This window comes from Achromobacter sp. CSND-B12, assembly GCF_052906545.1.
The window spans coordinates 5,661,222-5,683,049 of sequence record NZ_JBREGJ010000001.1 but is presented as its reverse complement, the minus strand read 5'-3'; the positions used below and the strand labels follow the sequence as shown (position 1 = coordinate 5,683,049).

Here is a 21,828-nt window from a genome sequence, read left to right as displayed (position 1 = left end):
CTTCCATGCCCACTCCCCCCGCCCGCCACGCCACCCGCCTGCTGCGGTTCGCCGCGCCGCAAGCCTTCTATCCGCTGGCGGGCAGGCTGGTTCCCTGGTGCGCCGGACTCGCGATCGTGCTTGGCGCCTGCGCCCTGGCGATCGGCTTTTTCGTCGCGCCCACCGACGCCACGCAGGGCGAGGTCTACCGCATCATTTTCATCCACGTCGCGGCCGCGTGGATGTCGCTGTTCATCTATCTTCTGATGGCGTTCTGGTCCGCGCTCGGCCTGGTCCTGCGCACCCGCCTGTCGTTCATCATGGCGCGCGCGCTGGCTCCCACCGGCGCGCTGTTCTGCTTCGTCGCGCTCTGGAGCGGCGCGCTGTGGGGCCGGCCCACCTGGGGCGCCTGGTGGGTCTGGGACGCGCGGCTCACCTCGCAACTGATCCTGGGGTTCCTGTACCTGGGCTACCTGGCTCTGACCGCCCTGACCGTCGATCCCCATCGCGGCGACCGCGCCGGGGCGCTGGTGGCGCTGGTGGGCGCCATCAACGTCCCCATCATCTATTTCTCGGTGTCATGGTGGAGCACGCTGCACCAGGGCGCTTCGGTCAGCCTGACGCGCGCGCCGTCCATGGCGGCGACCATGCTGGCCGCCATGCTGTTGATGGCGCTGGCCGCGTGGGCCTACACCGCCGCCGTCGCGCTGGCGCGCGCGCGCGTCATGGTGCTGGAACGGGAATGGCCGGCCGGCTGGGTGCGCGACCTGGCGCGCCGCGAGGCCGCAACGCGCAAGGAGCCGGCATGATGCACTGGGAATCCTGGGCCGCGTTCTGGCACATGGGCGGGCGCGCCGGCTACGTCTGGGGCAGCTATGGCGCGCTGGCCCTGCTGGTGCTGGCCGAATGCGCGTCGCTGGCGCGGCGGCGCCGCCGCGCGCTGCGACGCCTGGCCGCGCTCGATCGCGCCAGTCGCCCGGCGTCCAGGCGGCAACGGCGGGACGCGGAACCGGCATGACGACACCCCGCCGCCGGCGCCTGCTCCTGCTGCTCTGCGCGGTCGCGCTGTTGAGCGCGGCGGCCGCCCTGATTCTGACGGCCATGCGCCAGAACCTGGTGTTCTTCCACACGCCCAGCGAAATCGCGCGCGGCGAGGCGCCGCGACAGCGGCTGTTCCGCGTCGGCGGCATGGTGCTGGCCGGCTCGCTGCAACGCGAGGCCGACGGCCTGGGCGTGCGCTTCATCGTCACCGACACCGCCCACGAGGTGCCCGTGGTGTATCGCGGCGCCCTGCCCGACCTGTTCCGCGAAGGCACGGGCGTGGTGGCCCAGGGCACGCTGGACGCCGACGGCGTGTTCACCGCCACCAGCGTGCTGGCCCGCCATGACGAGAACTACACGCCGATCGAAGCGCGCGAAGCCATCGAGCGCGCCCACGATGCCGGCAGGACGGTACAGCCATGATCGCCGAGGTCGGCCACTTTTCCCTGATGCTCGGCTTCGCGCTGGCGCTGGCGCAGGCCATCGTGCCGCTGTATGGCGCCTGGCGCGGCCGCGCGGCGCTGATGGCGGTCGGCCGCGCTGCCGCGCGCGGGCAACTGCTGTTCGTGCTGTTGTCATACGCCTGCCTGCACCTGCTGTTCATCGCCAATGATTTCTCCGTGCGGCTGGTGGCGGACAACAGCCACACCCGCACGCCGCTGATCTACCGCATCACCGCGGTCTGGGGCAACCACGAGGGCTCCATGCTGCTGTGGATCGTCTCGCTGTCGCTCTGGACGGCGGCGGTGACGCGCTGGAGCCGCGGGCTGCCGGAGGCCTTCACGGCGCGGGTCCTGGGCGTGCTGGGCGCGGTCAGCGCGGGATTCACCGCCTTCACGCTGCTGACCTCCAACCCCTTTTCCCGCCTGTTGCCAGCGGCGCCGGAAGGCCGCGACCTCAACCCGCTGTTGCAGGACCCCGGCATGATCATCCACCCGCCCTTGCTGTACCTGGGCTACGTGGGCTTCAGCATCGCCTTCGCCTTCGCCATCGCGGCCCTGATGGCGGGGCGCCTGGACGCCGCCTGGGCGCGCTGGTCGCGGCCCTGGACCGTGGCCGCGTGGGTCCTGCTGACCGCCGGCATCGCGGTGGGATCGAGCTGGGCCTATTACGAGCTGGGCTGGGGCGGCTGGTGGTTCTGGGATCCGGTCGAGAACGCCTCGTTCATGCCGTGGCTGCTGGGCACCGCGCTGATCCATTCGCTGGCCGTGACGGAAAAGCGCGGCGCGTTCCGCGGCTGGACCGTGCTGCTGGCGATCGGCACCTTCTCGCTGTCGCTGCTGGGCACGTTCCTGGTGCGGTCCGGCGTCGTCACCTCGGTACATGCCTTCGCCACCGACCCGGCGCGCGGCCTGTTCATCCTGTGCCTGCTGGCGGCGGTGGTCGGCGCATCGCTGCTGCTGTACGCCTGGCGCGCGCCGCGGCTGCAGGGTGGCGGCCGCTTCGAGCTCGTGTCGCGCGACGCCGCCTTGCTAGCCAACAACGCGCTGCTGTCGGTGGCCTGCGCGGCGGTCCTGCTCGGCACCCTGTATCCGTTGTTGCTCGACGCCCTGGGCCTCGGCAAGATTTCGGTCGGCCCGCCCTACTTCGACACCACCTTCGTGCCGTTGATGACGCCAGTGCTCATCCTGCTGGTGCCCGGCGCCCTGGCGCGCTGGAAGGCCGACACCTGGCAACGGCTGGCGCGCCGCCTGCGGCCGGCCACGCTCGCCAGCGTGTTGCTGGGCCCGGCGCTGGGCTACGGGCTCGGACACTTCACCTGGCGCACCTGCCTGGGCCTGTCGCTGGCGGCCTGGATCGTGCTGGGCAGCCTGCAATTGCTGGGCGAGCGCCTGCGCGGCGGCCGGGCCGGCATCGCCACCCGCCTGCGCGGCATTCCCGGAAGCTGGTGGGGCATGTGGCTGGCCCATCTCGGCCTGGGCGTGTTCATCATCGGCGTCACCATGGTCAACAGCTTCCAGTCGCAACTGGACGTGCGCATGCTGCCCGGCCAGACCGCCCGCCTGGCCGGGTACACCTTCACCTTCGGCGGCGTGGAGCAGGTCGCCGGTCCCAACTGGATCGCCGCGCGCGCCACCCTCGATGTCGCGCGCGGCGGCAAGCACGTCGCCACGCTGCGACCCGAGACCCGCCGCTACGTGGCGCAGGCAATGCCGATGACGCAGTCGGCCATTGACGTCGGCCCCTTGCGCGACCTCTACACCGCCCTGGGCGAAGGCCTGCCCGACGGCAGCTGGATCGTGAACCTGTTCCACAAACCGTTCATCAGCTGGATCTGGGCCGGCTGCGCGTTGATGATGCTGGGAGGCCTGGCCGCCGCCGGCGACCGCCGTTATCGCAAGCAGGCGTCGCGGCGCGACGCCGCGCCCCCGCAACACACCCGGCGACCGCACAGCGAACAGCCATGAAACTCCGATCCCTCCTGCCCCTGCTGTTGTTCATCGGCCTGACGGCCCTGCTCGCCATTGGCCTGGGGCTGGACCCACGCGAGCTGCCCTCGCCCTTGCTGCGTCGGCCCGCGCCGCCTTTCACGCTGGCGCGGCTGGACGCGCCCGGACGCCAGTTCGGGCTGGACGACATGCGCGGCCAGGTCTGGCTGCTCAACGTCTGGGCCAGCTGGTGCGTCGCCTGCCGCGCCGAACACCCCGTGCTGCTGCGCGCCGCCCGCGAAAGCCGCATCGCCATCGTCGGGCTGGACTACAAGGACGAAGACAGCGCCGCCCGCGAATGGCTGGCGCGCCTGGGCGACCCCTACACCGCCACGGTGGTCGACCCCGGCGGCAAACTCGGCATCGACTATGGCGTGTACGGCGTGCCCGAGACCTTTCTCATCGACGCCCAAGGCGTGATCCGCTACAAGCATGTCGGGCCGGTCACGCAGGACGTGCTCGACAACATCCTGATCCCCCGGGCGCGGGAGGCGCTGAATGAACCCTGATATCCTCCGCGCGCCCCGCCCCGCGCCCCGGCGCGCCGCCTTGGCCGCCGGCTTGCGCGCGGCCTGCGGCGGCGTCGCGCTGGCGCTGGCCATCGCGGCCCGCGCCACGGCCGGCGAGGCGCCCGCCGCCGCGCCCGACCCGGCCCTGGAAGCGCACGTCCAGGCCTTCACGCGCGACCTGCGCTGCCTGGTGTGCCAGAACGAATCGCTGGCGGACTCGCGCGCGCCGCTGGCACGCGACCTGCGCGACGAAGTGCGCCGCCTGTTCCAGGCGGGCCAGGACGATACCCAGGTGCGCCAGTTCCTGGTGTCGCGGTATGGCGACTACGTGCTCTATCGCCCCCCGCTGAAAACCCGCACCGCGCTGCTCTGGATCGGGCCCGGCGTGCTGCTTGCCGGCGCCATGGGCGGCCTGCTGTGGCGCTTGCGACGCCATGCCCGCACGCCGGAGCCACCTCTGCCTGCGCCGCAAGCGCAAGCGGCCCGGGCCCTGCTGGCCGACCTCTCGGAAGACGCCGGTCCGTCCGCTGCCGGCGGGGAGCGCGCCCCGTGACCCTGTTCTGGCTCCTCGCGGCCGGCATGATCGCCGTCGCCCTGCTGTTCGTGCTGCCGCCTCTGCTGGCGCCGGGGGCCACCGGCCGCCGCGACGGCCCGCCCCAGGCGCAGGCATCCCTGGCGGTATTGCGCGAACAACTGGCGCAATTGCAGGCCGACCAGGCCTGCGGGCGCATCGCCCCGGACCAGTATGCCCAGGCGCTCGCGGAGATCGAGCGGCGCGCCCTGCGCGAAGGCTGCGCAGCGCCGGATCCCCTGGATACCCGGCCCGCGCCGCGCTGGGCCCTGGCCGTGGCCCTGGGACTGGGCGCGATCAGCGTCGGCCTGTATGCCGTGCTTGGCACGCCGTCGGCCCTGGCGCCGGCGGACGCCAGCCTGGACGCGGCGATCCCCGCCAGCGCCAGCCACGACGCCAACGATCCCATGGCCGACCGGCTGGCCGGCTTGATCCAACACCTGCAAGCCCATCCGGACGACGCCGCGGCCTGGACGACATTGGCCCACACCTACGCAACGCTGGGAGATTTCGCCGACGGCGCGGCAACCTGGGCGCGCATCGGCGACCGGGCGCCGGAAGATCCCGGCGTATTGGCGGAGTGGGCCGACCTCCTGGCCACGGCGGCGGACGGCGATTTTTCCGGCGAACCCGACCGCCTGATCGCCCTGCTGCTGACGCTCGCGCCCGACGACGTGAAAGGCCTGGCCCTGGCCGGCACCAGCGCATTTTTCCGGGGCGACTTCCAGCAGGCCATTGACGACTGGGAGCGCCTGCTGCCCCTGGTCGACCCCGACGGTCCCGTCCACGAGCAGCTCCAGGCCAGCCTGGCGCAGGCCCGCCGGGCGGCCGGTCTTGCGGCGTCCGGCGCCGCAGGCGCCGCCTTCCCGCCAGCCCCCCCCGATCGTAGGCGCTGAAGGTCGCGGCCGGCGGGACTGACCGGCCGCCTCGCGCACGGCCAAGCCCCGCTCGTATTCCGCTTTTCACATTCCGCTTTCCGCGCTTCGCCTCCGGCCGCATGTCGCGGCACCCGCGCCGCCAACGCCCCAACGCGCAGGCTCAGGCCGGCATCGTCAACGCCTCGCGCCAGGCGGCCAGTTTCTTCTCGAACGATGCGGCCGCGTGGGCCGGGCTGGTGGATGGCAGGTCGACATATTGCAACGGCCGCTGCGGCAGGCGCGGCAGCACATGGCGGCGGTAGAGGCTGGCCGCCTTGGCGCCGTTGAAGCAGACCCGCACCAGGCGTGGATGGGCCCCAAGGAACGCCGCGAAGTCGTTGGGCACCAGGGTGTCGACACGGATGTCCGCATCCAGGCTGCCCGGCCGTTCGCAGGCCCGCAGCACGTCCCAGAGCGCGACGCCGGCGGATCGCAGCGCTTGCAGGCGCCGCGCGTAATCGGCGGCGGGATCGAAGCCGAGCACCTGGGCCGCGATGGGCCAGAAGGCGTTGCGCGGGTGGGCGTAGTAGCGTGCCTGCCGCAGCGACGCCACGCCGGGCATGGAGCCCAGCACCAGGATGCGGGCGTCGGCGGCGGCCACCGGGGCGAAGCCCTGGACTTGGGGAGATCGGTCAGCCACGGCTGTGTCGGCTTGTCGTTGCATGGCGCAAGAATACCCGGGTTTACAGGCCCTTCGTCGCGGGTCGCGCCGGCCGCCGGCACCGCGCCAAGCCCGGAATTCCTCCCCCCCGCCCTCGCTGCACTGGCAACGCTGGCCCGCCTTGGGGCCGTCAGCGTCCTATTGCTGGAACGGTGCTTATCAATGGCGGGGACTACCGCAACCGCCGTCCCGCCCTTATCTTGATAGGTATGACGAACGGCCCCGCAGGGGCCGCGCAACAGGAATGACGATCATGAAGAAGATTCTGGGTGTGCATGCCAGTCCCCGTCCCCACTGGGTGGGCGACGGCTTTCCGGTGCGCTCGATGTTCTCGTACAACGACAAGGGCAAGAACGTCAGCCCGTTCCTGCTCCTGGACTACGCCGGCCCGGCGCAATTCACGCCGGCCACGCAACCGCGCGGCGTCGGCCAGCATCCGCACCGCGGCTTCGAAACCGTGACCATCGTCTACAGCGGCGAGGTCGAGCACCGTGACTCCACCGGCAACGGCGGCGTCATCGGGCCCGGCGACGTCCAGTGGATGACGGCCGCCTCGGGCATCCTGCATGAAGAGTTCCACTCCCCCGCGTTCACCCGCAAGGGCGGCGAGCTGGAGATGGTGCAGCTGTGGGTCAACCTGCCGGCCAAGGACAAGAAGGCCCCGGCCGGCTACCAGAGCCTGCTGAACGCGGATATCCCGGTCGTGTCGTTGCCCGACGATGCCGGCTCGCTGCGCGTCATCGCCGGCAGCTATGGCGGCCAGACCGGCCCGGCGCGCACCTTCACGCCGATCGACGTGTGGGACGTGCGCCTGTCCGCGGGCAAGGCCACGACCTTCGCGATCCCGGCGGGCCGCAACAGCATGCTGGTGATGCTGCGCGGCACGGTGCTGGTCAACGGCGAAGCCGTGGCGCGCGACGCGCAGCTGACGCTGTTCTCGCAGGACGGCGACGAGATCACGGTCGAAGCCAACAACGACGCCGTGTTCCTGGTGCTGAGCGGCGAGCCGATCGACGAGCCGGTGGTGGGGTACGGGCCGTTCGTGATGAACTCCCAAGCGGAGATCGTCGAGGCGATCCAGGACTTCAACGCCGGCAAGTACGGGCAGATGCATTGAAGGATGGGACCGGCGTCGACGCGCCGGTCCTGAATGGAGCCGCGTTTCCTGTTGGGGAAACGCGGCTTTTTGCTTTGATCGGCTGGGAGCGCGAGGGGCTCGTTACGACCCATTAGAGTCATCCGGCCGAGCGGGAGAGCAAGGGCCGTCTCATAGTGCTAATGGACAGTCAACCACTTTAAATCATGCCGTGGAAATCATTTCAATAACTTACCCTGCCGTGTCCCGCTCAACCGTGAAGACCAGCCTCACGCGTATCCACAAGATTTAATCTGTGCCCAGCGCATTAAGAAGGTCGCTCTAGTATCCAATAGGTGCCGCGGCGAACGCTATGTTGACCTGACTCGACCTTTGCTGGCAGCACTACAGTTGCTGCAGCATGTAGCTAGCAACATGGTGGTTATGATAGCCAGTGGCGTCTGTACCAAGCACGCCGAGAGGCCCCTCAAGTTGTAACGCCACGAGCACTCCAGTGTAACCACGGTCAACCAGCATCTCTTTTATCTTAGCCACCTCTTCAATCGGCTGAGTTACTACTTGTTCGTTGAATCCCTTCTCTTTAAAGAAGTGCTTGATCAGCGCGGCCTCTGTAATCACGCTTACCGCATCTCGGTCGAGTTCGTCATCTTCTATCGCACCGACCACTCTCAATAGCGGGAAAGGTGAAAACTTCGCCATTGGACTGTGTGCGATGTTCATGAAATATACGAGCACCATCTCGTCTTGTTTTACCGCGCTTGTAATGGCCCCCCATTTGTTGTGATTCATAGTCCGATTGAGAACGCTATCCTTGCTCTTGCCGACATACAGGATCTCGATGTCGTCGAACACACCCCAATCAAACATATGAGCAAGCTGAATAGGATTTACTACAGTGCGGGCCTTCAGATCGCCGCCTTTAACGCCTTGCAAAAGCTTGCAATCAATGTACAAGTAGGCTTCGCTGGAGAGTTCAAGGTCAATTGCGCTGAACGTTCGATACAACTGGCTCGCCGACATATTTTGAGCGTTCTTTACTTCCCATTCCGACATTACTTCCGTTGCCCAATGTTCCCAAGAAGAAAAGTGCGTCTTGACACCGCTCGCCTCGAAGAGCATCTTTGCAACATTAAAACGCACCTCCTCGACACGATTTCCTATTTTTATTTTCCCACTCAAACAAAAATCCGCCTCAATAACGAATGTTTTTGGAAAAAAAGTCACCCGACGTGTTTTGGCAAGAAAATACACACTCGCTTTTTTTCTATGAAATTCTGTAAACGTGCCTTTGGATAACTCATTGAACATCGTGTCCTTGTCAACAACGTGGAATTCATCAATGTACGCATTGAATAGCAATTCTGTGCGATTAGAGTCTAGGTTCAACATAGGTGAATATCATGAAATAGCGTAAGGCTGACAGCCCGCTAGGAGACTACGCGGTCTGGCAGATCTTGCCCCAAAGCAGGTAGCCAGACTATTAACATCCTCTCGATGGAAAGGTTAGGTGTCTGCTTGCCCAGCCTCTTTTGATCCGAGTGGGCGGCCGAATACCTCATCGAAGGCGTGCTCCGCCTGCTCTCGAATCATCTTTGAACTTCCCTTCATCTTGTAAACCACAACGCACCAACGGTAGTTGCTGTACGGCTGATCAGAAACATTGATGCCGTTCTTATCATCAAGCTTCATGCAAACGTCGTAACGAACGCCTCCAGCGGGCAGATTGCTGCGGTAGTGGTCATTGAACAGATGGCTCTTTATGCGCCCCTTTACTCTGTAGCTGTGGCCTCGGTAGATTGCCTTTAGACCATCAACGATGAGGCGGCACTTATTTTTTTCAGACTGATAGTCAGACATAATGACGTACAGACCAGTGCCGTAGTGCAAAGCCGCCACGTCGGACAAAGAGCTGACGGACCTCGAGATTACGGACTTGCTGTCTGTGGTGTAGTCGTGGGCAGCAAAAAAGTCTACGAACTTGGAGCGAATAGTTTGGCGCAATTCGTTCTCGAGTGCTACCAACTGCTTGATGTCGTACATGAGCTTCGAGATACCTAAATAGATTTAAACGATAGAGAGAAAACTCGTCGTTCTTAAACAGTGATGGAATGACTGATTGTGGCCGCAACCAGTCGTTGACGACAGGCAGCCTCCGACCCAAAGCAGAATTTCGCTCCGTGCTCACCTGGAGGGATCCCACCAAATCGGGAAGTTGACAAATTCATCTCTGATATTTGAAAACGCATCGTCGTCAAGCGCGGCCTCAAATGAGAGTTTCACCTGCCGATTTGTCCCAACATCTGATTTTGCAAGATCCAAATTGATAGATGAACGCCCGTTGCTTTGGTGAATCAAGAACTTGAACTCCTCACTCATACTATGAAGGACTGCACCTTCTATGGTTGGCACCGACAAAGACCGCACAAAGCTGTCCCACTCCTTGCATTCGATCCAACAAGATCCTTCGTAGCGGTACGTATGCAAGAACTGAGCAACAACGATACGTATCTGAACCCGCATAGAAGGCACATGATCATCTGTCTCCAGAACTTCAAGAAAGAACTCAAGAGGACGCTTGATTTCGATTTGCATTGACTTCTTCGGTTGCGCGAGCGATTAAGTTAAGTTCCTCCCGAGGGGCGAATTCTCAACTTTGAGTGAATCAAACACTTCCAATTTCAATGAGCCAAGAGTTTCCAAGCCATTGATTTCCAAGAAGTGGGTGTTCCCAACTTCCATGAACATCGACAGTCGCCAAATACCGGATTGACAAAACAGGCGCTCGGGAGGCGGAGATCAACATACTTTCCCGGTAGAGTCAGGAGTTTCCACTCTTCGGGAGCGGCGTCCTGTCGACTTTGCACACCTCGGACTTCTTGACGGCCACGGGCTTCGTGCGCACTACACCATCCTCCACGACAAGCTCGCGCAAGACCGTATTAGGATGCTGATAGAGCGTCTCATAGTCCTTTCCAGGTTCAAGCACTGCGGTAATCGACTGGCCGAATTCCGTGCTGTACATGGACATACCTATCGAATTCGGAGCGCTCCACCCGCCGCCCCGCGAATGTATGGCGATCGGAATCCCGGCCGTAACGACGTACTCGGAATAGTACTTTTCGTCGATATTGGGCATGGGCATGCCTATCACCGTATTGCTGATTCCGCGTACCAAGGGATCGTTGGCTTCGAAGCTGTATGAGCGCGATCTATCGATGCAGTTGTGGTTCAGGGTAATTCTGGTCGGAGGCCCAAAGTAAACCCGCAACCGGGCGCTTGCCGTCGGATCATATTCTTTCGGCAGATATGGGCTACTGGGTGCACACCCCGAGACCAGGGCAGCCAGGGCAATCATCGCCGTCGTTTTCTTCATTCCCTGCATATTCTTCATCTGCGTGCCTTCAACACAATGCGCCATCAATATTAGAATGTGTGATTATTTTTATCTGAATATAACAGCTATAGTGGAATGCCGGTGTGTGGCTCGTACCCGACTGATTTCCGGAGGGAGCAGAAAGCCTGTCTTCATTGCGTTAGGTGCCTTATGTCATTGCCCGATCTACGCCAAGGTCGCCACTCGGGACGTACTCCAACTACCTTGAGTATCAAATCGGGCGAACCCTCGTATGGGTGCTGTTGGCGGCCCGGCACAACGAGTCACTGCCCTCGAGTCGGCCTGTCAGCAATTTCCTTCGATCTGGGCTGTGGTCCCCGCAGTTATCTCGGAGGCGGAGCGCGCCTCTCGTGTCGAACTGCCTGAGTTCTGGAAAGCGCATGCAGCGGCGGGAACTTCAAGCAGAGTGCTATCAGTGTGGGGCATCTGGATTGAGCCTGTCTCTGAGATCGCAACATACGAGGTCAGTACTAATCAAGACTTTGATCCACCAATCGCATGGTCAACGGACTTTGCCTGCGCTGGCCGACAGTTATGCCAACCTTAGACCTCATCATCCCGGGCCGCCCGAGAAATGTGTCGCCCCCCCGCCCCGCTGCTTTGAACCCACTAAACAGCCTACCGAAGCAAGGGCAGAAACGACGAAACAGTCGCTCGAGCCGACGCGCGTCGACAAGTTGCCGCTCGCGGCTCAGCTTCAACGTTAGCTGTATGCTTCTAACCCCGCAGGGACCGCTATTGGCCGGAAGCGAACCTTGGTAGCCGTCCGCTTCCGGCAAGCATTCGTAGTCCAGCGTCAAACGCCTGAAGCGATTGCTCAACCGAAACTGCGCTCGACCACCGAACGGCGCGGCAGCGGCACAAAACCTTTCTTGCAATCAACGACATAGGAATCTGTTCCACGAGGCGCACGCCAACATGCGAGCAAAAACGCCGCGCGCGGCCGAGCTTGTGGCCGCGCCAAAGCCCGGCTAGGATCGGCTCAACTGCATTCCCGTTCCGCCCCCGCATCCGTGATGGAAGCCACCGTGACCGAACCCAGCGCCATTGAAGTTTCAGCCGAAGCCGCATCCCATAAGGGCGAATTTTTCCTGATCGACGCCAGCGTCTTGGAAAACGGCAGGGTTCCCGGCATAGAAATCGCCAACGAAGTGAAGCTGATCGATCCGGGGATGAATGTCGTCTCGCGTCCTGATGGAATACCAGGCAAGTATCCGGAGCGTCCCCACCTGGTTCATGTACCGGCGAAGGGCGCAATGCCACGCGATCTGGAAGAGCTCGCTGGCATATGGATTGTGTCGGAGCCGTTGAAGCAACTGTTTGAGCAGTTGGACGCCGAGGCGTTTGCATTTGTGGCATGCGACTTCAGCCTTGCCGACGGCAGCCCCGCCCCTCCGTACTATCTGGGCAATGTGCTGCGCAGACTCGATGCCCTGGATGAAGCCTCTTCTCGCGTGAGGATCAAGCTCGACCACAATTATCAGACCGGCGAGAACGAGAAACTTTACAGCCTCGTCGGCGGGGCCAGCTTGGTGTTCAAACAGGATGTTGTGGGAGCTGCCCATATCTTCCGCCAGGATCGCATGGGAGCGCCTCCCATCTGCGACCGCGCCATGTTCGATGCATTGCGCGCGGCCAACTTCTCCGGCGTACGGCTGCGCGATGTCGCCGACATTTAGAGCGGGGCCACCAGGTCCCGAATGTAAGCCTCCAGCGTGGTCGATCCGCGCAGCGGGGTGTCCGACACGTCGAAGCGCTGTCGACGCTCACCTCGGTCATACGGGCATAGGATTCAGCGGCGACCCATTGCCATCCTTGGCCGAGCCGCCTTGCGCAAAGCGGTCCTTCACTGGCATTGCCGCACGACAGCCGCAACGCCCGCAGTGCGCTGACTGCCGGCCATCGCTCCGACACAGCCAAACCGAAACCGCGAGGCGTGCGAGCGCTCATGCACACAACTGGAATATGAAGCCTCGCAATAGCAACGAGCCCCCCCCCCCTACGTTGCCTTCATCTCCTTCTCTTTCTCCTTCGCCATCTTCTCCTTGTCCTTTTTTTCCCCATCGCGATGGGACTTGATGGCCAGGAACATGCCCGTGCCCAACACGAGGACCTTGAACGTACCGAAGATTACAGGGACCCAAAAATTCATCATTTCCTCAAAACGCTACGTCAGCAGCTGCAAGCGGGAGTGGGACAAGCGAGCGCCACAAGTCCCATGGACAATCAAGATCTTACCGCCAAGCTCCATACACATTACTGAATTGTACGGCTTTTATAGCCTGCATAACCCTCATTAAATCCATACATTGCAGTAAGACATGCCCACCCCATCGCCTTGAAAAAACATACAAGGCTTATGCGCGAACCTTCCCCTTGGCGCTCGGCCGGACAGCGTGGCCAGCGCCCCCATGGACGGATTCCATCCCGCCCCCTTCCCCCTCAGACAAGCCCGATTTCCTGCCCTTCCCCGCCAATCCGGCCGGACTCTCCTTGCCCATCGACTATAAAAACAAAACGCTTTCCATTCGCACTCCCATCGCGCCGTTTCCCCATGAAAAAGTGCCTCGCCACCACCGCCTGCCAGGTCGGTGGCCTATACCGCGAGCATCGTGGCTGGCTGCGCAACTGGATTCGCGGCAAGGTCCGCCGCGCCGAGGACGCCGACGACCTGCTCCAGGACACCTTCGTCCGCGTCCTGTGCGCCGCCCCGCCTTTACACCCCGGCCCCACTTCCCTGCGCGAGCCCCGCGCCTACCTGACCGCCGTGGCCGGACGGCTGGTCGCCAATTTCTACCGCCGGCAGGCACTCGAAATCGCCTATCTCGAAGTACTGGCCACCCTGCCCCCGCAGCAGGTTCCCTCCGCCGAAACGCAGGCGCTGGTGCGCGAAGCGCTGTTCGAGTTCGACCGCATGCTCGACGGCCTCAATCCGAAGGTAAGACAGGCCCTCGTGCTGTCGCAATTCCAGGGGCTGCCCTACGCCGAGATCGCCGCGCGCCTGGACGTCTCGCTGCGCACGGTCAAGAACTACATCGCCCAGGCCATGGCGCACTGCTGCCTGGCCGCCTTCTGATGCGCGATTGACGGCATGGCCGAAGTCCTCCCCCCGACGTCCGCCGAGCAACGGGCCGTACACGAGGCGGCGCGCTGGTTCGCCTGCCTGATGGCCGAGGACGCCACAGCGCGCGACCGCCTGGCCTGGCAGGCCTGGCTCGATGCCAGCGCCACGCATCGCCAGGCCTGGGATCGGCTGCAATCGGTGCGTCATGCCTTCAGCCGCGTGCCCGGCAACGTCGCCGCCTGCGTGCTGGCCCGGCCCGCGCGCCGCCAACTGCTGCGCCGCAGCCTGCTGTCGCTGACCGGCATGGGCCTGTTGGCGGGCAGCGCCTACGGCGTGGTCCGTGCCCGGGACGCGGACGCATGGCATACCGCCACCGGCCAACGGCGCCGGCTGCAACTGGAAGATGGCTCCCAGCTCTATCTCAATACGGCCACCCGCGTGACGCTGGAGTTCAACGACGAGTGGCGGCGGGTCGTGCTGCGCGCCGGCGAAATCCTGGTGCAGGCGCATCCGGACCAGGCCGGGCGGGTGACGCGGCGTCCGTTCATCGTCAGCACGCCGCACGGCGACATCCTGCCCGAGGAGGCCCGCTTCACCGTGCGCCTGCATGACCTCGCCACGCGGGTCGAGGTGCTGGATCAAACCGCCACGGTCCTGCCGGGCCGCGCGGCTGCGTCACCGGCGGCGTATCGGCCCGCCGTGCTGCTGCACGCCAACCAGGCGGTGTCATTCGACGGCAACGGCGCCGGCCCGGTGGGCGTCGCGGCCGCCGACGCCGCGGCGTGGGTGCATGGCCGGCTCGCGGTGGTCGACCGGCCGCTGGGCGAGGTCATCGCCGAACTGGCGCGCTATCGGCCCGGCGTCCTGCGATGCGATCCCGCCGTCGCCGGCCTGAGGGTCTCCGGCGTCTTCTCGTTGCGGGACACCGACGAAGCGCTGGCGGCAATCTCGGACAGCTTCCCCGTACAGACGCGACGGCATACGCGCTACTGGGTGACGGTCATGGCGCGCCCCGCGGCGTAGCCGCGCCCAGGGCGGCGCCGGGCGGCAGACCGTGCCCGCGTGGTCGGTCTCCAGCCGCGAATTCAATCACATAAGTATTTTTTTCAATCGCGTTTGCACTTTTGCATGGTCTCGCGTGTCTTCGTAGCGATGGCGCCCGCCATGAACGCGAACCGAACCGGTGCCGCGTCTGGACGCGCCGCGTGTTCAATCCTTCCATCGCTGCATCGCCATGTCCGCTACCCGCCTCGCATCACCCTCCGCCCAGCCTCGCCGCCTGCCGCGTCACGCCTCGCCCCGCGCGCGCCAGTTCACGCTGAATGTCACGCTGCTGGCCCTGTTGGCCGCATTCACGCCGCTGCGCGCCAGCCATGCGCAAACACCGCCCGCCCTGACCGCCAGCACCTTGCGGGTGGATATCCCGGCCGGGCCGCTGAGCACCGTGCTGAACCAATATGCGCAGGCGGCCGACGTCAGCCTGTCGTTCGACGCCTCCCTGCTGGCGGGCAAGGAATCCGCCGGGCTGCGCGGCAGCTTTGACGTGGAGACGGGTTTTCGCCGCATCCTGCAAGGCAGCGGCTTCGAAGCAGTGGCGAGCGCACCGGGCCGCTACATGTTGCGCGGCCTGCCGCAAGCGGCGGCCGCCGCGGACGCGGCGGGCGTGACCCAGCTGAACGCCGTCACCGTCAGCGGCTACCGTGAAGGCGACGCGCCCAACCGCGGCTATACCGTCAGCAGCACCTCCAGCGCCACCAAGCTCGACCTGGCGCCGAAGGAGACGCCGCAGAGCATCACGACGTTCACGGCGCAGCAGATCCAGGATCAGGGGTTGTTGACGGTGGGCGAAGTGCTGGACCAGACACCGGGCATCACGCTGATCACCGCCGGGGTGGCGGGAGCCGGGAACCAGCCGATCTTTTCGCGCACGTTTCCGGTGACGTCGGTGCAGATGGACGGCGTCATGGCCAGCAGCTACATCCTGTCGGGCCGGGCGGATGGCAACATGGGCCTGCAGGACTCCTTCCTGTACGAGCGCATCGATATCCTGCGCGGCTCCACCAGCCTGACCGGCGGCGAAGGCGACGCCTCGGCCAGCCTGAACTTCGTGCGCAAGCACCCCTACCTGGACCGCCACCTGTCGGCGAACCTGAAATACGGCAGCTGGAACAATCGCCGCGCCGAGCTGGATTTTTCCACCCCGATCAACGACCGCTTCCGCATGCGGATCGCGGCGGCCATGCAGAAGGGCGATCACTGGGTCGAGCGGGTCAAGAGCGACCGCACGGCGGTCTCGCTGATCGGGGATCTGGACGTGACCGACAACAATCGCATCAGCGCGGGGGTGACGCAATTCGACTTCAAGCTGGAGGGGGCCTCGCCGCATGGCGTGACGCGGTTTTCGGAGGTGTACATCAACAGACCGCCGGAATATCTACCCGAATTTCTGCGCGACCAGCCGCGAGGCAGCGGCGGCATCATATTCCCGACCACCGGCGTTGCGCGCAGCTTCAACAATGCCACCCCTTGGTCGCGCACCCATCGCACCTACACCAATCTGTTCCTGACCTGGGATCATGATTTCAACGACGATTGGTCCTTCAAGGCAAGCTACAACCATGCCAGCAACAAAGACGATATTCTGTACGGGGAAATGGGCGGCGCGTACTACATGCCGCAGGCGGGCTTCGCCGACTACGCGCCGGGCGGGTTCGCCAGTTACGTGGCGAAGCGCGACAACGAAGAGAACATCGTCAACGCCGTGGACGTCCACCTGAAAGGCCGTATCGAGGTGCTGGGCCGGACACAGGAATTCGTCGTGGGCGCCAATGCGTACAACACGCATCACATGAGATATGGCGGTTATGCCAGTAGCGGGACGGCGCAATCCCCGGCACTCGCCTTCAATTCGTGTGGCTTCCGGAATCGGCTCTGCATCCCCCCAAGAGGCACCCCACTAAAGCGGATATCGCTGGGCGCCATTCCGATCGACAGCTTTACCTCCCGCCCCCCCGAAACGTGGGACTGGGACGGCCACAACGATATGTACCACGCCCGTGAGCGATACCTCACCACGTATCGGCAGACCGGATACTACTTCAGCAGCCATTTGCGCCCCATGAAGCGCCTGCACCTGATCCTGGGCGGCCGCTGGGCCAAGGATGTCATGTCGGACGATGTCGAGACCGACTGCCTCGTCGACGATTGCGGCCCGGGCTGGAATTTCGCGCGGCCGCTGACCAACCCCGTGCTGCGCCCGAAATTCCTGCCCTATGGCGGCCTGATCGTCGAACTGACGCCGCAGATGAACGCCTACTACAGCTACGCCACGTCCTACGTGCGCGACCCCGAATACAACGGTGAAAATGGCGGCACCAGCGCCCAGACCGGGGCCTACCTGCCCCCGGTGCGCTCGATCACCGAGGAAGGCGGCGTCAAGGGCGCGTTCTTCGACGAGCGGCTCAATGTCGCGGCCTCGTACTTCCGCATGACGCAAAAGGACTTCCCCAACCAAAGCTACGATCCGAACGCGCCGACCACCAACAACAAGGGTTGGCGCGTCTATGGCTGGGAGTTCAACGTCACCGGCGCCCTGACGAAGGACTGGAACATCGCCCTGGGTTACGTGAAGCAAAAGCAGATCCTGCCGCCCTTCGACGGCGAAATCCTGTTTTCCGCCGTGGACGACCTGACCGGCAGTTATCGCGCGCCGGAGAAGTCCTTCAAGCTGTTCACCACCTACCGCCTCAAGCGCCTGACCCTGGGCGCGGGCGTGCGCTGGCAGAGCAGCACGCAGTCCGCGTGGATTCCCATGGACGTGCAGCAACGCAAGCAGGACTGGATGATGAAGCAGGATGCCTATTACCTGGTGGACCTGATGGCGCGTTACCAGATCGACCAACGATTTGCCCTGCAGTTGAACGTCAACAATGTGTTCGACAAGGTTTATTACCAGCATGAACGGTCTCTTAACTCAGGCGCGCCGCGCAATGCGCTGCTGACCTTGAGCTACCGCTTGTGAGTGATCGAAACGCTCCTTCCCGCCTGCAAGGCAAACCCAACAGATACAAATTTTTCGGGCCAATCTTTGCACTTTCGAGGGCCGTCGCGTGTCCTCGTAGTGTGGACACTGACTCGACCGGATTTCCTTGAATGTTCCGGAAACGCCATCGGCCAGTGAATTCACATCCCCCAGGACCAACCCTGGTTCCCCCTCGGTCATCACTGGGATTTCCTACTCTCCTTTTCAAGGAAACCATCATGTACAGACTCACCAAGCTTTCCGCCGCCCTGCTGATGGCCGGCTTTGCCGGCACCGCCTCCGCCGGATGGAACCAACTGGACCTGAACCAGCCCAGCAACCTGGACGAACAGGCAAGCGTGGTCTACCAGGGTTCGTTCAACTACAACGGCCAGACCTATGGCCCGTCCACCGCCGTGGCCACGCCGACCCAGGCCAGCGCCGCCATCGCCAGCGTGTTCGACCTGAACGCCCTGCAAGCCTTCACCCTGTACGGCAAGAACGGCCCCGGCGGCACGGGCCACAACGACGACCTGAGCCTGACCTCGAACGACAATTCCTCGGCCGCTGGCGTCAAGACGCCGGTGGTCTACCGCATCTACCGCCAGAACTATTCGGCGGCGACGGTCAACCTGGCGCGGGGCACCGAGGGCCGCCACTTCGTCAAGCACATCATCGGCGACCAGACCGCGCCGGGCACGCTGGTGAACGGCACGTACAACTACGCCGGGGTGACGTTCTCCAACTTCCCGCGCGGCATGTTCGACTATCAGGTCACGGTGACCGGGCCGAGCGCGGCCACGGGCGAAGGATCGTTCTCGCTGAACGAAATCAAGATTCCGGCCAGGATTTCCTCGAACGGCAAGAATATCGTCTTCGATATCACTAACGGCAAGCTGGATCCAGCGGCGTTAGCCACGACCAGCAACGGTCTGGTCTTCGCTGGAGACGTAACGATTACGGCAAACGACGTCAGCAACTTCGACGCATGGAAAGAAATTATGGGACCGGAAGCTACGCCGGAATACAGCCTGACCCTGTTCGGCCCCAACGGCGCGGAAATCGCCGGCACCATCACCGGCCTGCCGGAGCGCATCGGCGGCGTAGCCGTCATCGGCGCCAAGCAGTAAACGCCGTGGCAAAGCCGGGGCAGGGATTTTTATTTAATAGACATCAATCTCACTTGTACTTCTATTTGAATATTAGACATCCCTGACCACCGGCCTCGCCCATCACGGACTGCAAGGGGTTCTCCCTTGCAGTCCTTTTGCCTATCCACTACCGCATCCGGGAGACCCGTGCCGCCCCGCCCTTCACGCCGCTCCGAGCGTTCCGCCGCGCTCATCCTTGCGCTGTTCGTCCTGAGCCTGCCGCCCGCGCTCCAGGCCCAACCGGCCGCGCCGCTCCCCGCCGCCCTGCCCGCCCCCGTCCGCCCGCTGGAACCGGACACCCCGCCGCTGCCGCCCCCGCCTCGCCCCACGCCGGCCATCACGCACCGCCACCCCGCCCAACCCGCGAACCCGCCGGTCGAACTGACGGACCAGGACCTGGCCCGCAACCTCAAGCTGACCGAACGCATCCTCAACCAGGCCATGCTGCAGGAGGACTGGAACACCTTGCGGCGCGTGATGCGCTTTTATCCCTGGATGACCGGCGTCGATCCGATCCTGCGCGACTATGTGCATGGCGCGCTGCTGCGCCGCGATGGGCGCCTGGCCGAGGCCATCGCGCTTTACCGCCAGTTGATCGCGCAGCATCCCGACCTGGGCTACGTGCGGCTGGAACTGGCCGCCATGCTGATGGAGGACCGCCAATTCGCGCAGTCCGACGCCGAACTGGCGGACCTGCGCCTGGGATCGCTGGAGCCGGCGGCGCAGCGCAGCGTGATGCAGTACCGGCAGGCGCTGGCCCAGCAGCGCCGCTGGAATTTCCGCCTGGGCGCGGGCGCCGTCTACAGCAACAACGTCAATTCGGCCAATCGCGACCCGATGCTGTACCTGCCGATCGCAACGCGGCGGGGGCCGGTGTGGGCGCCGTTCGCCAAGAGCCGCGATGCGCTGCCCAAATCGGATTGGGGTTTGAAGTACAGCGGCAGCGCCAATGTCGAACGCAATCTCGGCGGGCATCACTACTACACGCTGGGCGCGGATATCGACGGCACCGCCTACCGCGTGCAGCGGGACTACAGCGACCGTACCATGACCCTGCGCGGCGGCTACAAGTGGCAGGATGCCACGCGCTGGTTCGCCGCGACGCCGCAGGCGGGCCGAAGCTGGATGGGTGGCCGGCGGTACAGCCACAACCACGGCATGAGCCTGGAATACGGTTGGCGGCCAGCGCCCGACTGGCAATTGATGGGCGCCTGGTTATGGCTCAAGCGCGGCTATGACGACCGCGCCTATGCCGCCTACGACGGCCACCTGGACGTGCTGTCGCTGACGGCTATCCGCGTGCTCTCGCCGGCGCTGCTGGCCTACGGCAGCGTCGGCCTGCAGCGCGAAGCGGTGGCGGCGGGCGAGTACACCTATCGCTTCCCGTGGGCGCAATTGGGCGTGGTCAAGACCTTCGGCCGGATGCTCGGCGCGCGCCTGAGCGCGCGCTACGGCCGGCAGGCGTATGAGTCGCCCTACGCCCTGTTCCTGAACCAGCGGCGCCGCGATCGCGAATTGCGCGTGGACGCCTCGGTCTGGTCGCCGGACTTCAAGATCGCCGGGCTGGAACCGAAGCTGAACCTCAGTTACCTCAAGATCGCCAGCAATTTGCCCATGTATGCGCGGGACCGGACCGAAGTCAGCCTGATGTTGGAGAAGCGGTTCTGACGGGACGCGACTACCGGCTGCGTTGCAACAGGCTCTGGTTCACCTCTCGCAGGTCGACGATACCGAGCAGACCCATGTTGCGCCGGATCTCTTCGACGATCAGCGCGATGGCATGGGCCACGCCGCGCTGGCCGGCCACCGTCGCCGCGTAGTTGAACGGACGGCCCACGAACACGCAGCGCGCGCCAAGCGCCATCGCTTTCAGCGCGTCCGTGCCTCGCCGCACGCCGCTGTCGAGCATGACGTCCATGCCGCCCGCGGCGTCCACGATGGCGGGCAAGGCATGCAAGGGAGAAACGCTGCCATCGAGCTGCCGGCCGCCATGGTTGGACACGATGACCGCGTCCATGCCGTGCGCGCGCGCGGCCCGCGCGTCGTCCGGGTGCAGAATGCCCTTCAGGACCATCCTGCCCTTCCAGGTCTTGCGTATGGCGGCCACGTGTTGCCAGTTCAGATGGCCGCGATCGGAAAAGTCTCGCAGCACATTCCCGGACAGGATGGGCGCGCCGCGCGTCGCATAGTTGTTTTCGAAGTGCGGCATGCCGTGGCGGGCCAGCGTGCGCAGAAAGGTGCCGATCAACCAGCTGGGGTGCGTGACGCCCTGCCAGGCCAGGCCGACGCTGGGCCGCAGCGGCGTGGAAAAGCCCGCCCGCACGTTGTTCTCGCGGTTGGCGGCGACCGGCGTATCGACGGTCAGCACCAGCGTGTCCACCCCGGCTGCGGCGACGCGATCGATCAGCGCGGCGATCTGCGCGCCGTCGCCGGGAAGGTAGGCCTGGAACCAGGTCCCGGGCGCCGCCTCCATTACGGTTTCCAGGCGGATCAGCGAAGATCCGCTCATGATGCAGGGCACGCCCGCCTCGGCCGCGGCGCGGGCCAGCATGACGTCCCCGCGATAGCTGGTCAGCGCGGCAATGCCCATGGGCGCCACGCCAACGGGCGCCGCGTACTCGCGGCCCAGCACCGTGCAGCGCGTGCTGCGGCGGGACACGTCCACCAGCACCTTGGGCCGGAACCCGTAATCGTCGTAGGCCTGCCGATTGCCGCGTTCGGACTGTCCGTCTTCCACCGCGCCCGACACATAGGCATACAGGGGCTTGGGCAGTATCCGCCGGGCAGCGGTTTCGAAGTCGTGCAGGCTGAGCATGCGGCGCAGCGGATCTGACATGATGGGATTCCTGGCGACGCTCGGCGGCCGATCCGCCGTGCAAGGGTCTTGACGGCGAAAGACTATAGGCCGGGCCGAGAGTTGAATAAAGTGACTTTATTGAAGACCTTTATTACACTTTTCGTCGCCCTCAATCGGCTCGCCGCCGGCCCGATCCTC

At 64.4% G+C, this 21,828-nt stretch carries 21 protein-coding genes; 14 read left to right on the top strand and 7 right to left on the bottom strand.

The window, feature by feature from the left end; translation table 11 throughout:
- The first annotated feature begins 5 nt into the window (after positions 1-5).
- Genes ccmC through ccmI form a run of 7 tightly spaced genes read left to right on the top strand, consistent with a single transcriptional unit; the run spans position 6 to position 5,425 of the window.
- On the top strand, positions 6-788 hold the full coding sequence (ccmC, locus tag ACUTAG_RS26755) for a heme ABC transporter permease CcmC (RefSeq protein ID WP_006384804.1): 783 nt from the start codon (positions 6-8) through the stop codon (positions 786-788).
- On the top strand, positions 785-997 hold the full coding sequence (ccmD, locus tag ACUTAG_RS26750) for a heme exporter protein CcmD (RefSeq protein WP_082401475.1): 213 nt from the start codon (positions 785-787) through the stop codon (positions 995-997). Before ccmC ends, ccmD begins: the two co-directional genes overlap by 4 nt.
- Positions 994-1,443, top strand: a complete 450-nt coding sequence (gene ccmE, locus ACUTAG_RS26745) for a cytochrome c maturation protein CcmE (protein ID WP_049055551.1) — start codon at positions 994-996, stop codon at positions 1,441-1,443. The genes ccmD and ccmE overlap by 4 nt, the downstream gene beginning before the upstream one ends.
- A complete protein-coding gene (locus ACUTAG_RS26740; protein ID WP_179840861.1) occupies positions 1,440-3,428 on the top strand; it encodes a heme lyase CcmF/NrfE family subunit in 1,989 nt (662 codons plus the stop codon). Before ccmE ends, ACUTAG_RS26740 begins: the two co-directional genes overlap by 4 nt.
- Positions 3,425-3,958 carry a DsbE family thiol:disulfide interchange protein gene (locus ACUTAG_RS26735; protein ID WP_179840860.1) on the top strand — a complete coding sequence of 178 codons (534 nt, stop codon included), beginning with the start codon at positions 3,425-3,427 and terminating at the stop codon, positions 3,956-3,958. Before ACUTAG_RS26740 ends, ACUTAG_RS26735 begins: the two co-directional genes overlap by 4 nt.
- The gene (locus ACUTAG_RS26730) at positions 3,948-4,511 is read left to right on the top strand and encodes a cytochrome c-type biogenesis protein (RefSeq protein WP_081322336.1); all 564 of its coding nucleotides are present in this window, start codon (positions 3,948-3,950) and stop codon (positions 4,509-4,511) included. The genes ACUTAG_RS26735 and ACUTAG_RS26730 overlap by 11 nt, the downstream gene beginning before the upstream one ends.
- Positions 4,508-5,425, top strand: a complete 918-nt coding sequence (gene ccmI, locus ACUTAG_RS26725; protein WP_179840858.1) for a c-type cytochrome biogenesis protein CcmI — start codon at positions 4,508-4,510, stop codon at positions 5,423-5,425. The genes ACUTAG_RS26730 and ccmI overlap by 4 nt, the downstream gene beginning before the upstream one ends.
- A 142-nt stretch (positions 5,426-5,567) precedes the next feature.
- On the opposite strand, the gene ACUTAG_RS26720 is transcribed toward ccmI, so the two are convergent.
- Complete coding sequence (locus ACUTAG_RS26720; RefSeq protein WP_150100231.1) at positions 5,568-6,110, bottom strand: DNA-deoxyinosine glycosylase; 543 nt, start codon at positions 6,108-6,110, stop codon at positions 5,568-5,570.
- Between the two features lie 250 nt (positions 6,111-6,360).
- Here ACUTAG_RS26720 and ACUTAG_RS26715 point away from each other — a divergent pair, with 250 nt between their 5' ends.
- Positions 6,361-7,224, top strand: coding sequence for a pirin family protein (locus tag ACUTAG_RS26715; protein ID WP_006384111.1), 864 nt, complete (start codon positions 6,361-6,363; stop codon positions 7,222-7,224).
- 363 nt (positions 7,225-7,587) lie between these two features.
- On the opposite strand, the gene ACUTAG_RS26710 is transcribed toward ACUTAG_RS26715, so the two are convergent.
- The 4 genes from ACUTAG_RS26710 to ACUTAG_RS26695 form a co-directional block, all read right to left on the bottom strand.
- A complete protein-coding gene (locus ACUTAG_RS26710; RefSeq protein WP_131727922.1) occupies positions 7,588-8,592 on the bottom strand; it encodes a hypothetical protein in 1,005 nt (334 codons plus the stop codon).
- Between the two features lie 114 nt (positions 8,593-8,706).
- Positions 8,707-9,243 carry a hypothetical protein gene (locus ACUTAG_RS26705; protein ID WP_006384110.1) on the bottom strand — a complete coding sequence of 179 codons (537 nt, stop codon included), beginning with the start codon at positions 9,241-9,243 and terminating at the stop codon, positions 8,707-8,709.
- 141 nt (positions 9,244-9,384) lie between these two features.
- Entirely contained in the window at positions 9,385-9,795 is a 411-nt protein-coding gene (locus ACUTAG_RS26700) for a hypothetical protein (RefSeq protein ID WP_127481428.1), read from the bottom strand.
- A 226-nt stretch (positions 9,796-10,021) separates the two neighbouring features.
- A complete protein-coding gene (locus tag ACUTAG_RS26695; RefSeq protein ID WP_127481426.1) occupies positions 10,022-10,594 on the bottom strand; it encodes a hypothetical protein in 573 nt (190 codons plus the stop codon).
- Between the two features lie 1,019 nt (positions 10,595-11,613).
- Here ACUTAG_RS26695 and ACUTAG_RS26690 point away from each other — a divergent pair.
- Positions 11,614-12,276, top strand: coding sequence for an imm11 family protein (locus ACUTAG_RS26690; protein WP_446650388.1), 663 nt, complete (start codon positions 11,614-11,616; stop codon positions 12,274-12,276).
- A 320-nt stretch (positions 12,277-12,596) separates the two neighbouring features.
- Here the strand turns inward: ACUTAG_RS26690 and ACUTAG_RS26685 are convergent, their stop codons facing one another.
- Positions 12,597-12,749 (bottom strand): hypothetical protein, encoded by a 153-nt coding sequence (locus tag ACUTAG_RS26685; protein ID WP_207384858.1) that lies wholly within the window; start codon positions 12,747-12,749, stop codon positions 12,597-12,599.
- A 402-nt stretch (positions 12,750-13,151) separates the two neighbouring features.
- Between ACUTAG_RS26685 and ACUTAG_RS26680 the strand changes: the two genes are divergently transcribed.
- The 5 genes from ACUTAG_RS26680 (at position 13,152) to ACUTAG_RS26660 (ending at position 20,501) form a co-directional block, all read left to right on the top strand.
- On the top strand, positions 13,152-13,673 hold the full coding sequence (locus ACUTAG_RS26680) for a sigma-70 family RNA polymerase sigma factor (protein ID WP_006384106.1): 522 nt from the start codon (positions 13,152-13,154) through the stop codon (positions 13,671-13,673).
- A 15-nt stretch (positions 13,674-13,688) separates the two neighbouring features.
- Entirely contained in the window at positions 13,689-14,684 is a 996-nt protein-coding gene (locus ACUTAG_RS26675; protein ID WP_446650387.1) for a FecR domain-containing protein, read from the top strand.
- Between the two features lie 211 nt (positions 14,685-14,895).
- Positions 14,896-17,682 carry a TonB-dependent siderophore receptor gene (locus ACUTAG_RS26670; RefSeq protein WP_446650386.1) on the top strand — a complete coding sequence of 929 codons (2,787 nt, stop codon included), beginning with the start codon at positions 14,896-14,898 and terminating at the stop codon, positions 17,680-17,682.
- A gap of 239 nt (positions 17,683-17,921) precedes the next feature.
- Positions 17,922-18,812 carry a hypothetical protein gene (locus ACUTAG_RS26665; RefSeq protein ID WP_054446789.1) on the top strand — a complete coding sequence of 297 codons (891 nt, stop codon included), beginning with the start codon at positions 17,922-17,924 and terminating at the stop codon, positions 18,810-18,812.
- A 168-nt stretch (positions 18,813-18,980) separates the two neighbouring features.
- Positions 18,981-20,501, top strand: coding sequence for a surface lipoprotein assembly modifier (locus ACUTAG_RS26660; protein WP_446650385.1), 1,521 nt, complete (start codon positions 18,981-18,983; stop codon positions 20,499-20,501).
- Between the two features lie 10 nt (positions 20,502-20,511).
- On the opposite strand, the gene ACUTAG_RS26655 is transcribed toward ACUTAG_RS26660, so the two are convergent.
- Positions 20,512-21,669 carry an alpha-hydroxy acid oxidase gene (locus ACUTAG_RS26655; protein ID WP_446650384.1) on the bottom strand — a complete coding sequence of 386 codons (1,158 nt, stop codon included), beginning with the start codon at positions 21,667-21,669 and terminating at the stop codon, positions 20,512-20,514.
- Positions 21,670-21,828 lie beyond the last annotated feature (159 nt).

Excerpts from the sequence above, each read along its gene's own strand:
- ACUTAG_RS26740 (WP_179840861.1), top strand. The coding sequence starts at position 1,440 with ATGATCGCCGAGGTCGGCCACTTTTCCCTGATGCTCGGCTTCGCGCTG.
- ACUTAG_RS26710 (WP_131727922.1), bottom strand. The coding sequence starts at position 8,592 with ATGTTGAACCTAGACTCTAATCGCACAGAATTGCTATTCAATGCGTAC.
- ACUTAG_RS26690 (WP_446650388.1), top strand. The coding sequence starts at position 11,614 with ATGGAAGCCACCGTGACCGAACCCAGCGCCATTGAAGTTTCAGCCGAA.
- ACUTAG_RS26700 (WP_127481428.1), bottom strand. The coding sequence starts at position 9,795 with ATGCAAATCGAAATCAAGCGTCCTCTTGAGTTCTTTCTTGAAGTTCTG.
- ACUTAG_RS26655 (WP_446650384.1), bottom strand. The coding sequence starts at position 21,669 with ATGTCAGATCCGCTGCGCCGCATGCTCAGCCTGCACGACTTCGAAACC.
- ACUTAG_RS26680 (WP_006384106.1), top strand. The coding sequence starts at position 13,152 with ATGAAAAAGTGCCTCGCCACCACCGCCTGCCAGGTCGGTGGCCTATAC.
- ACUTAG_RS26735 (WP_179840860.1), top strand. The coding sequence starts at position 3,425 with ATGAAACTCCGATCCCTCCTGCCCCTGCTGTTGTTCATCGGCCTGACG.
- ccmE (WP_049055551.1), top strand. The coding sequence starts at position 994 with ATGACGACACCCCGCCGCCGGCGCCTGCTCCTGCTGCTCTGCGCGGTC.
- ACUTAG_RS26685 (WP_207384858.1), bottom strand. The coding sequence starts at position 12,749 with ATGAATTTTTGGGTCCCTGTAATCTTCGGTACGTTCAAGGTCCTCGTG.
- ACUTAG_RS26695 (WP_127481426.1), bottom strand. The coding sequence starts at position 10,594 with ATGAAGAATATGCAGGGAATGAAGAAAACGACGGCGATGATTGCCCTG.
- ccmC (WP_006384804.1), top strand. The coding sequence starts at position 6 with ATGCCCACTCCCCCCGCCCGCCACGCCACCCGCCTGCTGCGGTTCGCC.
- ACUTAG_RS26675 (WP_446650387.1), top strand. The coding sequence starts at position 13,689 with ATGGCCGAAGTCCTCCCCCCGACGTCCGCCGAGCAACGGGCCGTACAC.
- ACUTAG_RS26720 (WP_150100231.1), bottom strand. The coding sequence starts at position 6,110 with ATGCAACGACAAGCCGACACAGCCGTGGCTGACCGATCTCCCCAAGTC.
- ACUTAG_RS26705 (WP_006384110.1), bottom strand. The coding sequence starts at position 9,243 with ATGTACGACATCAAGCAGTTGGTAGCACTCGAGAACGAATTGCGCCAA.
- ACUTAG_RS26665 (WP_054446789.1), top strand. The coding sequence starts at position 17,922 with ATGTACAGACTCACCAAGCTTTCCGCCGCCCTGCTGATGGCCGGCTTT.
- ACUTAG_RS26670 (WP_446650386.1), top strand. The coding sequence starts at position 14,896 with ATGTCCGCTACCCGCCTCGCATCACCCTCCGCCCAGCCTCGCCGCCTG.
- ACUTAG_RS26730 (WP_081322336.1), top strand. The coding sequence starts at position 3,948 with ATGAACCCTGATATCCTCCGCGCGCCCCGCCCCGCGCCCCGGCGCGCC.
- ACUTAG_RS26715 (WP_006384111.1), top strand. The coding sequence starts at position 6,361 with ATGAAGAAGATTCTGGGTGTGCATGCCAGTCCCCGTCCCCACTGGGTG.
- ccmD (WP_082401475.1), top strand. The coding sequence starts at position 785 with ATGATGCACTGGGAATCCTGGGCCGCGTTCTGGCACATGGGCGGGCGC.